The sequence below is a fragment of the Alteromonas sp. S167 genome (assembly GCF_036864375.1).
Lineage (GTDB): Bacteria > Pseudomonadota > Gammaproteobacteria > Enterobacterales > Alteromonadaceae > Alteromonas.
On sequence record NZ_JAZETR010000002.1, the window covers coordinates 582,245 to 599,190 of the forward strand.

Annotated in this window: 11 protein-coding genes and 1 tRNA gene; 9 read left to right on the top strand and 3 right to left on the bottom strand. The window is 43.2% G+C overall.

Annotation, left to right across the window (positions count from 1 at the left end):
* Window positions 1-57 precede the first annotated feature (57 nt).
* On the bottom strand, window positions 58-573 hold the full coding sequence (locus tag V7R35_RS05785; RefSeq protein WP_438823447.1) for an RDD family protein: 516 nt from the start codon (window positions 571-573) through the stop codon (window positions 58-60).
* Between the two features lie 369 nt (window positions 574-942).
* Between V7R35_RS05785 and V7R35_RS05790 the strand changes: the two genes are divergently transcribed.
* The 9 genes from V7R35_RS05790 to V7R35_RS05830 all read left to right on the top strand — a co-directional run bounded on the left by V7R35_RS05790 (window position 943) and on the right by V7R35_RS05830 (window position 10,339).
* Window positions 943-1,476 (top strand): sigma-70 family RNA polymerase sigma factor, encoded by a 534-nt coding sequence (locus tag V7R35_RS05790; RefSeq protein WP_334013765.1) that lies wholly within the window; start codon window positions 943-945, stop codon window positions 1,474-1,476.
* Window positions 1,473-2,174: an anti-sigma factor gene (locus V7R35_RS05795; protein WP_334013766.1), complete on the top strand. Its 702-nt coding sequence runs from the start codon at window positions 1,473-1,475 to the stop codon at window positions 2,172-2,174. The genes V7R35_RS05790 and V7R35_RS05795 overlap by 4 nt, the downstream gene beginning before the upstream one ends.
* 180 nt (window positions 2,175-2,354) lie before the next feature.
* Entirely contained in the window at window positions 2,355-3,947 is a 1,593-nt protein-coding gene (locus tag V7R35_RS05800; protein ID WP_334013767.1) for a DUF4331 domain-containing protein, read from the top strand.
* Window positions 3,948-3,958: 11 nt separating this feature from the next.
* Window positions 3,959-4,495 carry an Ig-like domain-containing protein gene (locus V7R35_RS05805; protein WP_334013768.1) on the top strand — a complete coding sequence of 179 codons (537 nt, stop codon included), beginning with the start codon at window positions 3,959-3,961 and terminating at the stop codon, window positions 4,493-4,495.
* A 119-nt stretch (window positions 4,496-4,614) separates the two neighbouring features.
* Window positions 4,615-5,826 carry a saccharopine dehydrogenase family protein gene (locus tag V7R35_RS05810; RefSeq protein WP_334013769.1) on the top strand — a complete coding sequence of 404 codons (1,212 nt, stop codon included), beginning with the start codon at window positions 4,615-4,617 and terminating at the stop codon, window positions 5,824-5,826.
* 134 nt (window positions 5,827-5,960) lie between these two features.
* Window positions 5,961-6,047 (top strand) — tRNA-Leu (locus V7R35_RS05815).
* 408 nt (window positions 6,048-6,455) lie between these two features.
* On the top strand, window positions 6,456-7,928 hold the full coding sequence (locus tag V7R35_RS05820; RefSeq protein WP_334013770.1) for an OmpA family protein: 1,473 nt from the start codon (window positions 6,456-6,458) through the stop codon (window positions 7,926-7,928).
* A 3-nt stretch (window positions 7,929-7,931) separates the two neighbouring features.
* Window positions 7,932-9,509 (top strand): hypothetical protein, encoded by a 1,578-nt coding sequence (locus V7R35_RS05825; RefSeq protein WP_334013771.1) that lies wholly within the window; start codon window positions 7,932-7,934, stop codon window positions 9,507-9,509.
* The gene (locus V7R35_RS05830; RefSeq protein WP_334013772.1) at window positions 9,509-10,339 is read left to right on the top strand and encodes a hypothetical protein; all 831 of its coding nucleotides are present in this window, start codon (window positions 9,509-9,511) and stop codon (window positions 10,337-10,339) included. The genes V7R35_RS05825 and V7R35_RS05830 overlap by 1 nt, the downstream gene beginning before the upstream one ends.
* A gap of 257 nt (window positions 10,340-10,596) precedes the next feature.
* On the opposite strand, the gene V7R35_RS05835 is transcribed toward V7R35_RS05830, so the two are convergent.
* Window positions 10,597-12,480 (bottom strand): hypothetical protein, encoded by a 1,884-nt coding sequence (locus tag V7R35_RS05835; RefSeq protein WP_334013773.1) that lies wholly within the window; start codon window positions 12,478-12,480, stop codon window positions 10,597-10,599.
* Between the two features lie 815 nt (window positions 12,481-13,295).
* The gene (locus tag V7R35_RS05840) at window positions 13,296-16,748 is read right to left on the bottom strand and encodes an AAA family ATPase (protein ID WP_334013774.1); all 3,453 of its coding nucleotides are present in this window, start codon (window positions 16,746-16,748) and stop codon (window positions 13,296-13,298) included.
* Between the last annotated feature and the right edge of the window lie 198 nt (window positions 16,749-16,946).

The following is a 16,946-nucleotide window of genomic DNA, read 5'->3' on the forward strand; positions in this document are numbered from 1 at the left end:
AAAAAGAGGCCTTACAGCCTCTTTTTTATTATTCGGTTAGCGCTCCGCAAAGCACTACTACCAGCTTTTGTGGTCGTTTGCTTCTTTTGAAAGCTTTAATACTTCAGTCTTTGCCAATCTATCCTGTAAAGACTGTTTATTCTTAAAATCGAAAAGTACCAGCAGCGTTCCAAGCCCACACAATGAAGACACTAATCTAACTAGCAATCTAGGCCACGTAACCGGCTCATCCACTGTACTGAAAATGCGTAGTCGCCATGCTCGCATTCCAATGGTTTGGCCTCCGCGCTTCCAAAACCATAAGAAAAAGCCAGATATCCACAGCGCAACCCACACTTGAATAAGCAGCTTATAAGTAGTTGATGCCTGAATAAGGTCGGCGGGCTCGGCAAAACCCTGCAAGTCTAAAACACCGTTTTTAAGCATAACCACTAGCGTTACTATCATTACCATTGCCGCACACATGCCAACGGCAATAGCTACCAGCGCATCGTAAACCATGGCCAATAGGCGACGAAAGAAACTCGCCCGCTCTCCCCAAGCATCGCTTGTCTGTGCTTGAGTTTCGACTATGCTGTTTGCTTTGGAACGTTTAGAACGCTGCTCACGGGTGTTACGTTTTGCCACATGCATCTCATTTAAAAACAAATTCCATAATAGTGTGGCATATCCCATGGCTGTCATAAATACACAGTGCGCTTAATTACGCGCTTTTCATCATTTCTTTTTAATATTCACTTTATCTAATTTACTCACCACGTACATTTGTACAAAATTCATGCTACCTTGAAAGGGTTAGCACAACATAACGGGTCGCTTGCATCTAAACGCATTAAGTAATCGTTAGTACATATAACACATCGCCAATGGCTTAACGCTTGTGTGTTGTGGTGCCAACAATAATACGAAGCGCCAACATTAGGCGCCTAATAAGGAGCGAAAATGGAACACGAGATACTGTTTCCCTTGCTGTGTAAGACCGCGCAAGGCAGTAAAGATGACTTTGCGGAGCTTTACAGGATAACCAGCCCACAGCTCTATGCAGTGGCTTTGAAATTACTAAAAAGGCCAGAGCTTGCAGATGAAGCAACTCAAGATGCGTACATTAAAATTTGGCACAATGCTGGTAGTTACCAACGAGCAAAGGGCACTGTTCTTACCTGGATGGTAAGCATTGTAAGATATCGTTCACTCGACCTTATGCGCTATCACAATGTGCGCAATGAAGTAGAACTTAACCATGATGAGCCATCGGGCAATGACTCTGGGCCAAGTATAAAGCTAGGCGCTGAGCAAGCTCGGCTATCAGAATGCCTTGATGAACTTGATGGGCCTCAAAGGCAGGCAATTCACTTAGCCTATATCAATGGTATGTCACATCAAGAGGTAGTAAACCATTTAGCATCTCCCCTTGGCACGATTAAAAGTTGGATTCGTCGGGGTCTTCAAAGCTTACAAAGGTGCCTATCGATATGAATTACTTAAAAGAAGAACGATTAAATGTGCTTGCCGCTGAATATGTGCTGGGAACACTCAGAGGAAAGGCGCGTACTCGATTTCAAAAACTGATGATGCAGTACCAAGCAGTAAGCGACGCTGTTTCACAGTGGGAGCAACACCTTTCAGGTTTTGCCGATACTATCGCCCCCGTTACTCCTGGTCAAAACGTATGGGAAACCATTCAGCTGCGTTTAGGTCACAAGGTAATAAATACGGATCACGACAACGTTGTGGAAATTGAACGAGCCAAACGCGGTCGTTGGCGCGTGCTGTCCATGCTGTCTACCGCTGCCGCATTATTGCTGGCTGTTGTACTTATCACGACGCAACCAGAACCGATTGACGAGGTTTCACATATTGCGGTTGTAAACAATGCTGATAATACCCCTCTTTGGGTTATTGAGGTGTCGTCATCTAGCCTATCGGTGAAAGTTACCGATGCTTTTGCAGCATTAGATAACAAAGACTATGAACTTTGGATGGTACCAGCGAGCGGCGAAGCACCAATATCATTGGGTTTGTTACCTGAATTGGGTGGGGATAGTCGAGCAACGCCTAGTATATTGCTAGATAAAAGCATCGCGGCCTTGGCAGTTAGTCTAGAAGCTCCTGGAGGCTCTGTAACTGGAGCGCCAACTGAGGTGCTTTACATAGCGCCAATCGTGTCTGTTTAATCAAAAAACTGCGTATTAATTAAAAGCCACTTAGTTAAGTGGCTTTTTTGTTTGTTTTTTAATCATTAATAACCTATCCATTATATTAGAAATTTATTTTCAAAAAATTCACATCTTATTGAATCTAATTTCACTTGCCAGTCGTTAGGCTTCTTGAACTCATAAACAAAGAGACTCACCATGACTACGTTTCAACAAAAAGCATTGGTTGCTGCCGTTGCATTAACGTGCACTGCAGGCGCTATAAATGTAATGGCTTCTAGCCACCGTGAAGCACCCAACATTACTCGTCACCCCAAGTTAGATAGCACTGACTTTTATGCCTTCAATAGTTATGAAGAAGGTAGAGAAGGCTACGTAACAATGATTGCCAATTATATTCCATTGCAAGATGCGTATGGCGGTCCGAACTACTTCGCTATGGATCCTTACGCGCACTACGCAATTCACATAGATAGCGACGGTGATGCTGTTGAAGACTTAAGCTTTGTTTTCCAGTTTACAAATACACTCGCCGCTGACAACGAAGGTATCGCGTTACCTATCGGCCCTGAAGGCGACAAGAAAATGGTTAAAGTGCCGCTTAAAAACATTGGCGGAATAAGTGCCGATGACCAAAGCGCAGCGAACTTTTCAGAAAGCTATACGCTAACCATGGTAAGCGGCGACATGTCTACTGGCACACGCACAATGCTTACTCCAGCCATGGGCGACATGTTTAAGAAACCGCTGGACTACATTGGTAATAAAACATTCACCAGTGAAGCAGAATATGCAAGATACGCAGAGAGCTTTATCTACTCATTTGCAATTCCTGGCTGTGACGACATGGCGCGCGTTTTTGTAGGTCAACGCAAAGACCCATTTGTGGTAAACCTAGGCGCAACATTCGACCTTGTGAATTACGTTCCTGTTGAAGGCGACAGTGCGCCAGGCGCAGGTGATGGTGAAGGTTTCCCTGGCGGTATTACGCAAAGTGCCGACAATGACGATCTAATCGATAAAAACGTAACGGCTATCTCTGTTGAAGTACCCGCAGCCTGTGTTACTGGCGAGGGTAATGGCACCATTGGTAGTTGGACAACCGCTAGCTTGCCGCAAGCACGTATATTAAACGCAGACGCAACCTTCGCAAAACCAGAAGTTAACGGTGGTGCTATGACGCAAGTGTCGCGATTAGGTAGCCCGTTAGTGAACGAGTTAGTGATTGGTATTGGCGATAAAGATAAGTTTTCAAGCGCCCATCCAAGTAATGATGGCCAGTTTGCCGACTATGTAACCAATCCGTCGCTACCAGAACTGTTAAACATTCTGTTCAGAGATGCAGTTAACACCACGTTGGGCACAGACATTGAAACACTAGCCCCCACTAACTTCCCGCGCGTTGACTTGGTAACTGCGTTTTTAACCGGCTTCCCAGGTGTTAACCAACAAGCAACGGTTACAGCATCAGAAATGCTGCGATTAAATACGGCTATTCCTGCAACGCCTGCAGCATCGCAATCGGCCTTTGGTGTAGCGGGTGATGACTTAGCAGGTTTCCCAAATGGTCGTAGACCCGGCGACGACGTAGTTGATATTGCGCTTCGCGTTGTTATGGGAAGACTATGCTACCCCATTCCAGTTGCGGGCGAAGACACCGACCTTGGACTGTGCACATCAGAAGATGCAAGCGTGGGCATGGTGCCATTCACCGATGGAGCTCCTATTAACGCAAGTATGTTCGATACCACATTCCCGTACCTTAAAACACCATTAGCAGGCGCTGAATAAGGAGGAATGTTATGAACACATTCACGAAAAAGCGTACTAGTGGGGCGTTTTTCTCATCAACTATTAAGAAAGGTCTTAAACTAGGTGCGCTGATTACGCTAGCCACTGCTGTTGTAGGCTGCTCTGACAGTGATGAGGATGAGCCAAACCTAGCACCTGTAGCGGTTGATGAAACGTTTACTACGCAGGCCGACATTGCTTTTGACGGTGCACTAACGGCAGTTGACCCTAACGGTGATGCAGTTAGCTTCGCATTAGACCAAAACGGAACGTTAGGTAGTGTAGATATTGCTGCTAACGGCAATTTTACGTACACCCCTAATGCACAGGTAACAGGCAGCGACAGCTTTACGTTTAGTGTTTCTGACGGTGTAGCATCTTCCACGGGTACTATAACGATAACCATTGAAGCACAACAGTTATCATTAACTAGCTATACCCGCGAAGCCTTTGCGCAAGCACCTACCGATACACCTTTACCGGTTAACGGGCGAGAGTTTACGCAGGATGCAAATGAAGCAAGTTTTGATGACCTAGTTGGTCAGTAAAAAAGAGCACGATCCCAAGGCCAAGGATGGCCCTTTTCTGAGTTACATTTTAGCTACGTTGTTGATAAGAAGCAGGTATTCATGCAAAGTGAATACACCACAACAAAATCAATAGTAACATGCCTACATCAACAGATACCCAGTTCGACATACTGCTTTATGGCGCCACTTCATTTGTTGGCAAAATAATGATTAGCTATTTGGCTAACCTACCCAAAGACGTTTTTTCATGGGCCATTGCTGGTAGAGACGAGCAAAAGCTAATTGCGCTTAAAACAAAACACAACTTAGCTAGCCTCCCCCACTTCGTAGCCGACGCTAGTGATGAAGCCGCACTGACTTCTCTAAGTGAAAAAACCAAGGTGATTATTTCAACCGTAGGCCCATACGCCTTATATGGTGAAACATTGGTAAAAGTGTGTGCAAAAACGGGGACCGATTATTGTGACCTTACGGGTGAGCCACAGTGGATAAAAGCCATGTTAGATAAGTATGAGGGCGACGCAAAAGCGTCGGGGGCCCGTATTATAAATAGCGCAGGCTTCGACTCTATCCCATCAGATTTAGGCGTTAATTTATCACAACACCTTGCTATCGAAAAAACAGGGCAGCCCGCAGCGCACATAAAAATGCGCGTGCGGAAAATTAAAGGTGGCGCATCGGGCGGTACCATCGCTAGCATGTTAAACGTAATGAAAGAAGTGGGCGAGAACCCTGAGCTTCGCAAAATGTTAGTAAACCCTTACATTCTTTGTGGAGCAGACAATCCGTTTCATGTTCGACAGAAAAATCATAAGTCAGCTGAGTTTGATAAGGAACTTGGTATATGGACTATGCCCTTTGTGATGGCCGCAATAAACGAACGAATAGTGCATCGTAGTAACCTGCTGCTAAATGCTAAATATGGAAAAGCATTCAAGTACGATGAAGCCATGTCGAGCAAAACCGCGTCTACTGCATGGATAACTACACTTGGGCTTGGTGCCTTTGTGGGTGCTGCGAGTTTTTCTCCGCTGCGCCACTTGTTAGCCAATTATATTTTACCGAAACCGGGAGAAGGTCCGTCGCCGAGTGAGCAAGAAAACGGTATGTACGATATGCGGTTTTACGCCACATTAAGTAACGGCGAGAAACAAGTAGTGCAAGTAACGGGCGATAGAGATCCGGGTTACGGCAGTACAGCTAAAATGCTTTCGCAAGTCGCCCTTTGTTTATCGCAAGACGTGCCCGAGCTTGAAGGTGGTTTTTGGACGCCTGCTGCAGGTTTGGGTGATAAGCTAATGGAGCGCTTAAAACTGCATGCGGGCGTTGTAGTAAGTGAAATGCATTAACCCGCGTATTTAAGTGCGGTACTGGCTGCACAATCTTTCAGCACTTAATAACGTTATCGTTAAAAAAGAGTTGTATAGATACGCCGCATCGCTATAATGCCAAGCATCAACACCACGTTGATACCATACACAATGCCAGTGTGATGGAATTGGTAGACATGGCGGATTCAAAATCCGCTGCTAGCGATAGCGTGGCGGTTCAAGTCCGCCCACTGGTACCATCTCTTCTTACAGAAGCAGATACTGAGGCTCTACCCCATAAACGGGGGATCAGCATTCACCTTACACGATTGATAACACCATCCCATCCGCAATGGGTCATCACTCTTATTCGATAATTTTCAAAGTTTCTCTATTTATTAATGAAAGTTAGAAGGGCCTGAGCAAAAGTCTAATCGATTCATTTGGCGAAGAAATAGTTAGTCAAGGGGTGATGTTTCAATTCTTACTTAATATTTAACTTATAATTTCCCTATTATTATTTTATCTGTACACTTGTTCCACAAATGCATTGCGTTACTTGCTTATAGCAAAGGAAACAAGGACGGTGTAACGAAGCATTTATTCACTACTTGCGCCGTCAAAAAACAAAAAATAATACCTGTTAGTGAATTTCAAAAGGGAATAATATGAAGAGAACTCACCTTAATAAGTCGGTAGTGCTCGCGCTCACCGCACCATTTTTCATGACAAGTTGTGCCACGATTGGCGATATGAGTAAAACCGCAATTGGCTGTATAGGTGGTGCTGCCATTGGTGGTGTTGGCACTCTTATAGCTACAGGTGACCCTGGTAAAGCGCTAGCCGGTACGGTTATCGGCGGTATCGCAGGATGTGCAATTGGTAACTATTTAGACTATCGTGAACAACAGTTAAAACAAGCTGCGCAAGCCAATGGTTTTGAACCTGAATTTGAGCGTATTGCTGTCGATGAGAAAAAAGGCACCAGTTTTTCAGTGGACGCTGATGAAAACGTAATTGCCGCACAAGTCTCCATTAATAGTGATAAACCTATATTCGATATCAATCAGCATGTTATTACCGACCCTGAAAAAAAAGCGCGTTTAACTTCTTTCCTTAAAAAGTATGTTGAAGGCTTAGCTGATGGCTCTAAAGTCTACGTGGTCGGTCACACGGACAGTTCTGGTCGTGCTGAATACAATCAATCATTATCTGAAAAACGTGCCGCATATATCGCTTTTTTACTATCTGAGGCGGGCATGGATGAGAGCAATATATATTATGAAGGTGTTGGTGAATCCCAGCCACTAGCGTCAAATACAACAAGTGAAGGCCGCGCAAAAAACCGTCGATTTGAATTGGTCGACGTCATGCATCAAAAAGTGCCAGACGAAGCTGCGCAATTAAACACAGCGCCTGTTGAGAATGTCGTTGAGGTTGCACGCGCCAAAAAGCAACGCCTAGAAAATGTCACTAATGTGCTTCCAGAAAAGAAGGTGCGAAAGAAGCCTAAACCCCAGGTTACTGCTTCGCGCGCTTTGCGCCGAGAAAGCTTGGATTTAGACGGAGTACCATTATCATCATTTGACCAAACTCATATCGTAGCAGCACTCGGCAAGCAACAAAACGATGAAAGCTGGGGCTTTTTTGCAAAGGCAAATGCGAACAGCGAAGCACCTATCGTAGGCAGCTGTGCCTACACTGATCCAGTCACTAAATCGCGCCTTCGAGATTTCAATGGCCGCCCTGTAAATGAAAAGCAAGTTGGTGAACAAATCAAAAACCTTTACGGTAACTCTTGGTATGGCATAGCAGGTACTACTGCTGTCACGTTAGGTCCAATTGGCATCGAAAAGAACACCCTAGACCCAACTACTACCCCTATTTTTAGCTTCTATAAGAACTATAAAGGCGGCAATGTTGAACCTGATTACCAATACCCGGTAAGTGTTGAAACTTATAAGGGTGATGGAACAGTCTTGGTACGTATGTATGCAAAAGACGACAACGCTTTGATGAAATGCTCTGACACAGTGTTTTCCACAAACGGTGAAAGCACTTCAAAGGCAAGCGCTTTAATTTATCAAGATAAGCGTAATCTCATGGCTAAAGCTTACGAATTATCAGTAGTGAAGGGATAATTAATGGACTTATTTAAAATACTAAGCACATATCGAGATATATTAATAGTGATGGCGTTAACGCTATCAATACTGTTTTACTTTTCCTATACAAACTGGGAATCCCTTCGTCTATGGTGGAAGAACGTAAAATACAATAACTTCCTATTCCCTAAGACGCGCTCGCTTGCTAAAAATCCAGATATGAACGGCAATTGGTTTCATTCAGAAAATGTCGTATGCAGGGATTATGATGAACATTACTCAAAGGTTCATAAGGACGGCGATTTCTATGATGCGTGTAAAGAATACCTCGCGATAGTAGGTGAATCAGGCCGTCGTCCTCTTGGCGCGTTTATGCTTTTAGGTTTGTTCGGCGTACTTGTACTTGAAGCTTGGGGTTTCAGTTACACGATGAGTGGGTTTATTGACTTAAGTGCATCTGAGAATACACGGGTTATCATGACCGGCATCGTTGCGATTGCATTTGCTGTGATTCTCGCCTTTTTAACTCACTTGATGGGACATGAAATATATCGTAACGGTATTATTAAGCGCATTAGAAACAATTGGCAAACAGATAAGACTCCTAAAAAGCCTTCATCATTAGATGCGATATCGAAAGATCCTGAAATAGGTGATGAATCTGATGTCGATAATCCTATGTACAAACGTCGTCTTGATAGGCTTGATGTGAGTTCACCAAGTGTAAAGCATACCTTCACTACGCTAGCAGTGCTCGCCATCGTAATCATCGGTGTCATCATTACCTTTGTTCGCGTTAAAACGCTGGAAGTTGCTCAGACACAAGACACGATGTGTGTAGCTGGTGATGATGGCTCTTCAGCAGGTGAGGTCAACCTCGATGATCTTTATGGTAGTAAGCCCCCCCCTCCTCCATCTGCGGTTGCCGTTTCCAAGGCAGCAAGGGAAAAAGGTGAATCTGAGATTTGTAAAGCGACCAAAGAAGGCAGCTGGGCAACATTTGGTATGCTGGCCATCTTGTTCCTCGTGTTGCAAGCTTTCGCTACATGGGTATCTTTTAAGTTCGGCTTTGTAGGTAAACATTCTAAAGTGGCGTGGGAAAATACCCATAAATACAAAACCAAAGGTCAATATGAGACAGAAATGGACTCTAAGGCCCGTTCTATTGCTCAACGCGCTCAAAAAACACTGAGCAATCTGCAATCACGCATGGCTAAAAAGCTATCGGGTGAGACGATGAATGACCGTGTGGATCACCTTATCAATACAGCATCAGAAAGAACGTTCTTTGACTTCCTTGAGGAAGAGCACGAGCAAACCCTTTCTAATCGTAACCGACGCACTAAAACAACCCTAAGTAAAGATAGTGAGCATTCAAGTCTGCTGTCTAGTCAGCAAGTTGAAGTGAAGGCACAGCTAGAGACTGTATCACCGGATGCAGCGCCACTGTCTGACGAGGAAATGGAAGCGCAGTTACTCAAAGAAGCAGCTGAGCCAGAATTGACAGACGAAGAAGTGGAAAGGCAGTTACTTGAAGAGATGCAGAAGAAAAAGGAAACGCCTGAAGAGCAGCGTGCCCGACTTCTAGCCAAACTAAAAGCAGAAGGAAAGCTTTAATGAAAAAGACGTTAATTTCTTTGATGCTTGCTGCATGCAGCCTATCCGCAGTGGCACAAACAGAGCGCGATGACATCATCTCCTGTTATGACTATGCTGATGTAGCAGAATTTAAGCCAGACAGTTACTCTCGTGACGTAGTAGTGATGGTCGACCAAACCGTTAATCTTGATGTTAATCTCAAAAAAACGGTGCATCAGCAAATGGGGCAACTATTAACATCTGGAGATCGTATTCGTATTGTACCGTTTTCAGCGAATGCCCAAGGTCGTTATACGGATGTCGCCTTTGATGGTGCGTTTGATACTGAACTTTCAAATGACAGCCGTAACGCCATGAACCGCATTAAATTGAATAAGTTTGATGCATGTATGGAAAAGCAAAAAACAATGGCAATTCGTCTTGTGCATGAAAAGCTTAAATCGTCGTTTCATGATAGCGAACAGACTTACCCTAAAACTGAACTTGCCGGGTCTTTGATGAGCGTATCAAAAAGCTTATTCTCTGATGCGGGTGAGCAACGTAAGATCCTCATCTTAGTTTCAGATATGTTGGAGAACTCCGACGTTTCTAGTTTCTATGCGCAAGGGAGTGTAAGGACAATCGACCCTGATGCTGAATTTGCCAAGTACTCAAATTCGATTCCAACAGATGCATTAGCTTCAGTAGACGTATTCGTAATTGGCGGCGGTTATCTAAATGGTGGTAGAGCGTATTCTTCACAAACAGCATTGAATTCCCTACGTAACTTTTGGGAACAAGTGATAGCGCGAGCTGGTGGTAAACTTTCTGATTTTGGCACACCACAACTGCTCAAAGACATTAAGTAGCAGTTCGTAAAACGAAAAAGTAAAAGGCCATTCTAAATAAATGGCCTTTTTTGTATCTAATGTTCTATGTCTATAGCCACTAGGGGTTCAATTGACGGCAGGTCAATTGCTAAAAGCGCGTCTTTTGAGGGAGGTTTTATTACAGTCTGCAGACAAGAGAAGTGACTAGCCCTGATATAAGTTTGTTCATATAAGTTGACATTTTATTAATTCAAAAAAGGGCGCGTCGCGCCCTTTTATAAACGATAAATGTTATTTTACGAGATTCTTTTAATCGTCGCTTCAACCTCTTGTGCTTTTTCTTTAAGTGAATTGATTAGTTCTCTAAGCGGTGCCATCACTTTTTTGCGATTACGACGATTTTCCATTCTAAGCCGGATAGTTCTCAATAGTAAAAAAATACCCGTTAATATGAATAATGCTATAGGGAAGTAAGTATCAATATGGTATGTACTTGTGAGTTCACGCAACCCCGTACCTATGAGCTTGTTTTGCATCCAATAGCCAATCGGCTCTTGGTATTTGAAATTGAGAACTGAAACAAAAACGAATAAATATAACCAAAGTTGAAATGCTAGCGGGCCAGAGTATTTAACAAAAGAACTGGATGAATATTCTTTCCCTTTTGTAAGGTTTATTGCAAACTCTCTATTAGACAGAGGCTCATCAAAATCCACAGTAGACTCGGCCAAGACAAACCAATCGTCGACATTCAAATCCGCGGACATGTCGTCTGGCAAGTGAGTATGAATTACCTTGCCACCTTCTAATTGAAGAACAAATAGCGTTTTCATAGTCGACGAACGGCTGTTCGTTGTTGTGAGACTCCCTCGTAATTCTGTACGGTCGTACCTCGAAGAACCATCAGAGTAATTACGGTAAACATCAACAAAATACGAATTATTTTCGAAGGTAGACTGATTCGAGACTTCTACTTCATTATGTCTATCCAGCACCTTTGCCATAATACAAGTTATGTGGACCGTATTTCTAGTATTGAAATAGAGTGCTGCCTTGTGAATGTATTCCTTCTGGTAATTTAATGTAAACTCACGCAAAAGACTATCTTCAATAGCCGAAATAGAATTAGCATCTGACGTACTCTTTTCAGGCTCACTAGTACGTGTGGAAGAAGAGTGTTCATTTTCACTCTCGTTCTTTATCTCAGAACAAGAGTTACAATCAGGTATTACAAGCTCATTATCATTACTCTCATTGATTTTAAGCCCGATAAGTGAAGGAGGTGGATAAGAATTATTCGTACCCTCTTCATCTGAGGGAGCCTGATTGGCACCACAATAAACACAATAAAAAAGCGAAGCACTAATGCGCGAATCACACTCACCGCAAATGACATCACTCCTATGCTTAAGCCGTGATAAATATTCATAACCTAAATCACGCTTCGACACACGGCGTAATTTGGCCATGATCGATTTTATAGCACCAAAAGTCTCTTCACTCTTCTCAAATTGTCTTCTGTTATTAAAGAGGTCCAGAGGATAAGCAATTAAGCCCGCTACCGCACCACAGGCAATACCGATTAAAAACTCTTCCAATATCCAACCAGTAATAAAAGCGAGAACAGAGACAATCAAAGCCACAGGAGCTGCCCCACTCATTTCTGGAACATAGTGGGGATTTATGTACGACACTCTCTTGTTGTTTTTATAGGTGATGGCTGCACAGTTCATTAAGTTATTCGTTACGATATTTTGCGCTTCTTTACCTTCAATTGCATGATTTAAATATACGCCTTGAAAGCAAATTACCGTAAAGATGTCCCCTTTCTTTAAATTTGTGAAAACTTCATCTTCGGCATCAATACTAAAATGATGCATATTACCTTCGTGGTCTTTTAAGCCTACCCAAAAATAACTGTGTGTCGTGGAAGTTATAGTTTTATCAACATAAGTACTTCCGTGGTTTCTTTTAGTATGTTTGTAACATCGCCGGTAATAAAAGACATGGTCTATAACACCCGAATGGATAGCGCCATCTGGAAAGCGTTCTTTAAGTTCAGCATATGTGGCTGGCTGTATCTCGGCGTAAGTCTTGATCGATGGGATTTCTTGAAGAGGTTCTCCAGTATCGCTATTAAACCTATCCCCGATAAAAATTTTTTTTGAGAGGTGAGTCATAATTACAATTCCTTTTATTCATAAACTCGTAAAAAACTGAAGGGCTTTTTAATCAAGTGATTGATTAGTTTGCCTTTTAAATCGGAAAAAATCTATACTGAGCATTATTGAGTTAGATTCAAGTCATTTTCTCTTTTCTTTTTATTTCAGATGCATCTGGTGCGCTTTTCATCTACTTAATTTTAAAACGCCGATGGGGCAGAAAATGTCCTAGCGAGTTATTTCATCAAATTTTAGTCCGTTATTTTCCGTAACTTTAAAGGAGAAAATTTCAATCTAAACTAAGTTGAAACTGTTTAATTGCATCCGCCAAATATTAGTTGCATAGGACGACCAAAAAACCTACATTTGATTTGTCTTACTAATAACTGAAAAGAATAATGCTGGAAGGCATGCCCACCATGGAGGAAGGAAGCAAATCAATCTTTGATTGATGTTGAGACAGATAGAGTCAGCAATGGCTTGCTATCTGTGAATAGGAAGGAATCCTAACTCAACAAAGGTAGGTAAAAATGGAAAAGGTAATTAGTGCGTCTGTCGTTAAAGGTTCGGGTGAGAGAGTGGCTCGTTGTTTTCTGTTGGAAAGACTGATACCCAGTTTTCCAAAGCAAAAAACCGTTGCTCAATTACAACAGGATCTAGCCACTCATGGGTTTGAGTGCTCAAAGAAAACGATTTATCGGGACATGGACTTGTTATCTTGCTTTAAACCCATCGTGTGTTCAGAAGATGCTCATCCCAGAGGCTATTCGATGGCACCGATTCAAAGCAAATAAGCCGCTAACAGCGGCTTTTTTTTCAATTTCATGTACAAGTTAGTGTACTCTGTGTACACATTTATTCGTTATCAAGCGCTGTATTCCAGGGTAGTACAAGCTATTCTGATTAATTAGCGCTTCAGAGAGGCGCTCAAGCTCATCTCGCTTTTTTTCACAAATTACTGTGGCCTTATCAAACGCATCTTTCATCCACTCGTTGACCTCATCAAGTAGCTCTGCTTCGCTCATGCTGAACTGGCTTTTATCCACCATTTCGCTAAAGCCCCCCAACCCCCATTGACTGATTGCTTTTTTTGCCAGTTCTGTTGCTTGTCGAATATCCAGCGCATCTCCCCGACTAAGCTGCTCAGCGTCGTTTAACAATACTTGTTCTGCAGCACGCCCAGCCAATAACACCTGTAATTGCTTTTTTACCGTGGCGCGGGTAATACCGTATTTTCCCTGAAGATCTGAAAACAGTACCACGCCTTTGGTATTGTCTCTTTTGCAGATATCAATTGCCAGCACATCTTCTGGTGCATACAGTTCAGCAATAACTAAGGCGTGGCCAGCTTCGTGATAGGCACAACGTTGGGTTTGGCTAGAACTTATGTCAATCTCGACTTCAGGTTCACCTTCTATCTCGTTGATATAGGCTGTTAACAAGGTGTGAGCTATATTGCCATGTTTGTTAGTCGTGGCCAATGCGTTACGCAGAATCGTATCCACCATGGAAACCGGATGATATTGCAGTTTTCCGGCAATGGCTTCTAAAATATCAGTGACATGTGAAGTGAGTTTTTCTTCTTTTATCCTGCTTTTGAGGTACGCTGTCAGTTCTGTCTGGGTAGGGAAATTAAGGGTAAGCCTGTTACTCATTCTACCCGCCCGTACCACGGCATCATCGATGTAATCGGGATGGTTGGTCGCGCCTACCACAAGTACTGCATCGGTGTTGGTATCAAACCCGTCTAGCCCGGTTAGTAACGAATTTACCATCATGTTATTCGTTTTGGTGTTAGGGTGCCTTTTTGCTGCTATTGCATCAATTTCATCAATAAACACAATACTAGGTGCATATTTTCGAGCCGCGGTAAACAGGGTTTTCAAATTTTTATCTGTGTCACCAATAGTCAACTCAGAGGCATTTACATGGATAAACACCCCTTCAAATTCGCTGGCAATTGCTCTAGCTAAATGTGTTTTTCCTGTTCCCGGTTTGCCGACCAATAAAGTATGAGCAAGTGCGGTATTAACAGTTGGAGCATTGTGAGAGTGGATATTTAGCATATTCACCATCTGCTTTATATTTTCTATTGCCTCGCGGTTACCGATGAGGTCGTGATAATAACAGTTGGTATCTGATACAAAATGCATAAATGAGGTTTGTCTGTCTGCCAGGCAAATAAGTGGTTTAGGGACTGCGCATATAAGTCGCAATACTATTCCATCACCACTTGATTCGCTTTGTAATGACAGTGACGATTGCCATACTCGTGAATAATGACGATGGATAAATGTTGATAAGCTCTCATCTGATTTTTTAATTGTATTTGAGTCAAACTCAATAATGAGCATCTGTATTAATTTCCAGTCATCGATGAAAGACTTATCAAGTTCCTCGCTAATCTCAGCTCGAAGCCTGGCAACTGCTCCAAGCATTGCTCTGGGATTGAGCTCGCCTGCCAGATGACATATAGCTTTAGCTATGTCGCCATCTATATCCGCATTGAATTCAAGAGCCAAATCATATGCCAGCTGTGTTGCCAGACTGGCAACTTCGGATTCCTTTAATGGGGTGGCTTTGGCTACCGAGCCACGAGAAATACGGTTGATAAATTCAGGGCTGAAAGTAGTGGCCAACTCGCTCCGGTAATCAGTGGCGAAACCATTTGTGCGACTTTGTTCACCTACATTTGAAGTGAAAATAAAAATACACTCGCTGAAATCTACCATCCGATTAGATGAAGCGTCTTTCGCTTGGTGTTCTGATAACAATGTAAGCAGCGCATTGATAGTGTTGGCATGTGCTTTTTCTATTTCATCAAATACGATGATGCGTTTTGGGATAAATTCACCTGGCGTAGTAAGCGTACCAAGGTTAGCTGCGTTAAATTGAAAGCCCGCTCCGAAAAGTTGTAATGCGGCGTTTTTATGATAAAACTGCTCCATGTTTATCACTTGCAGTTCGTAGCTATCTGCCAAATGTACATTAAGGGATCTCGCGAAGGATTTAGCCAGAGAGGTTTTCCCCACGCCCGAGGCTCCATAAATAAATACTGGTCCCCGCTGCTCTTTCGGCACGCCATCAAGATGCTGGCGAAGGCTACTAAGCAGTGCTTTTTTCACTGTCGGCTGCCCAACCACATCGGCTTCCATCTGGCTTTCGACTAAGCTCAGCAGGCAACGCTTCTCTTTTGATTCGTTAAACAGGTAGTTAAAAGTAACAAACTCTGAAAATATAGACGATGTGTTTACCCTGTTATTTTCACACAACTCAGAGATTGCATGATTCGAAAGGCTGGTAGTATCCGCTGTGCCATCATATTCGCAGCATTGCTGCAACAAATTCGCTGCCGACTGAGTAAAAAGAGCCGGCGTAACGTCTGGTAATCTGGTAGCAAACCAGCTTTTTCCATCATCTTCCCCTGAGCAGCAAAGTTGCATGTCCACGCTCTCAGTCAGTAATTGCAGTAACTGATTAACTGCAAGAGGAGCGATAATATCGTGCTTTACCCCCATCATAGCTTTAAATGTGTCGCGCACCGACTTCACCATCATAAACGCTGCTAGCAGTGCGGTATCATCAATGGGTTTATCCTTCTTGCTAGCCTTTGCGATGAGTTGTAAGCGGCTGATCAATGGTTTAAGTGCCAATGACGGGCGGCAAAGAATTTGTTTCATCGTAGGCATAATCGGGGCGATGTTATGCTCGCCATTGCTATTCTCCGTATTGTCTTTGTGTCTGTTCTGAAACTGCTTACCGTTCAAAGGCGAGTCTGACAGAAAGTGTGATAAATTCAGTGCCTGCTTGTAGGTATTAAAGGGTCGCCCGCCAAACAAGTAATGAATAACCCCTGAGGTGGTTACCACTTCGCCATCGCTATAGTGTTCAAACAAGAAATGAGAATAACTCAGCAGAAAAAGTTTCAGGGATAGTGGTGTGTCGCTTTTACCAGCGTTGTCAACGGGAAAAAAAGTATCCAGCAGGTCGGTTGCCGCTTCTTTAAGCAGGCGTTGCAAGGTGCTGCGTTCGAAGGCTGGAAGCGCACTCAGCTCTGGCATTTTACCTTGCAGTAAAAACGCTGATTCGCCTTTGATATAAAACTCGCAACTCAGTTTCAATGCAATGCGGCGCAACGTGGCAAGGTGTAAAGCTTGCATCATCAAAAAGGGCATAAGCTTTTCAGTATCCAGCAACCAGCGCGTAAAGGGCACTTTGTCGCCTTCAAATACAAAAGATGCTGTATCGTATTTAGTAGGTATGATTGCGTTAAGCGAATATGCCATATCTTGTCCCCCCTCAAACATATAGAGCGACAAGGGTACGTTACAAGTGGGCCAATCCCTGACCCACCGCAGTTTTTGCTGATAAGTTTAGGAGCCTGCTATGCTTGAGGCTTATAAATATTAATGAGTAATTTGAGTTGCAGCATCGACTAGATGTGGTGCATGTAAAGAGAAACAATATTTTAAAAGTAGTTAGCG

Bases quoted from the DNA above. Each gene is read 5' to 3' on its own strand.
- V7R35_RS05790 (WP_334013765.1), top strand. From the start codon at position 943: ATGGAACACGAGATACTGTTTCCCTTGCTGTGTAAGACCGCGCAAGGC.
- V7R35_RS05795 (WP_334013766.1), top strand. From the start codon at position 1,473: ATGAATTACTTAAAAGAAGAACGATTAAATGTGCTTGCCGCTGAATAT.
- V7R35_RS05800 (WP_334013767.1), top strand. From the start codon at position 2,355: ATGACTACGTTTCAACAAAAAGCATTGGTTGCTGCCGTTGCATTAACG.
- V7R35_RS05805 (WP_334013768.1), top strand. From the start codon at position 3,959: ATGAACACATTCACGAAAAAGCGTACTAGTGGGGCGTTTTTCTCATCA.
- V7R35_RS05810 (WP_334013769.1), top strand. From the start codon at position 4,615: ATGCCTACATCAACAGATACCCAGTTCGACATACTGCTTTATGGCGCC.
- V7R35_RS05820 (WP_334013770.1), top strand. From the start codon at position 6,456: ATGAAGAGAACTCACCTTAATAAGTCGGTAGTGCTCGCGCTCACCGCA.
- V7R35_RS05825 (WP_334013771.1), top strand. From the start codon at position 7,932: ATGGACTTATTTAAAATACTAAGCACATATCGAGATATATTAATAGTG.
- V7R35_RS05830 (WP_334013772.1), top strand. From the start codon at position 9,509: ATGAAAAAGACGTTAATTTCTTTGATGCTTGCTGCATGCAGCCTATCC.
- V7R35_RS05835 (WP_334013773.1), bottom strand. From the start codon at position 12,480: ATGACTCACCTCTCAAAAAAAATTTTTATCGGGGATAGGTTTAATAGC.
- V7R35_RS05840 (WP_334013774.1), bottom strand. From the start codon at position 16,748: ATGGCATATTCGCTTAACGCAATCATACCTACTAAATACGATACAGCA.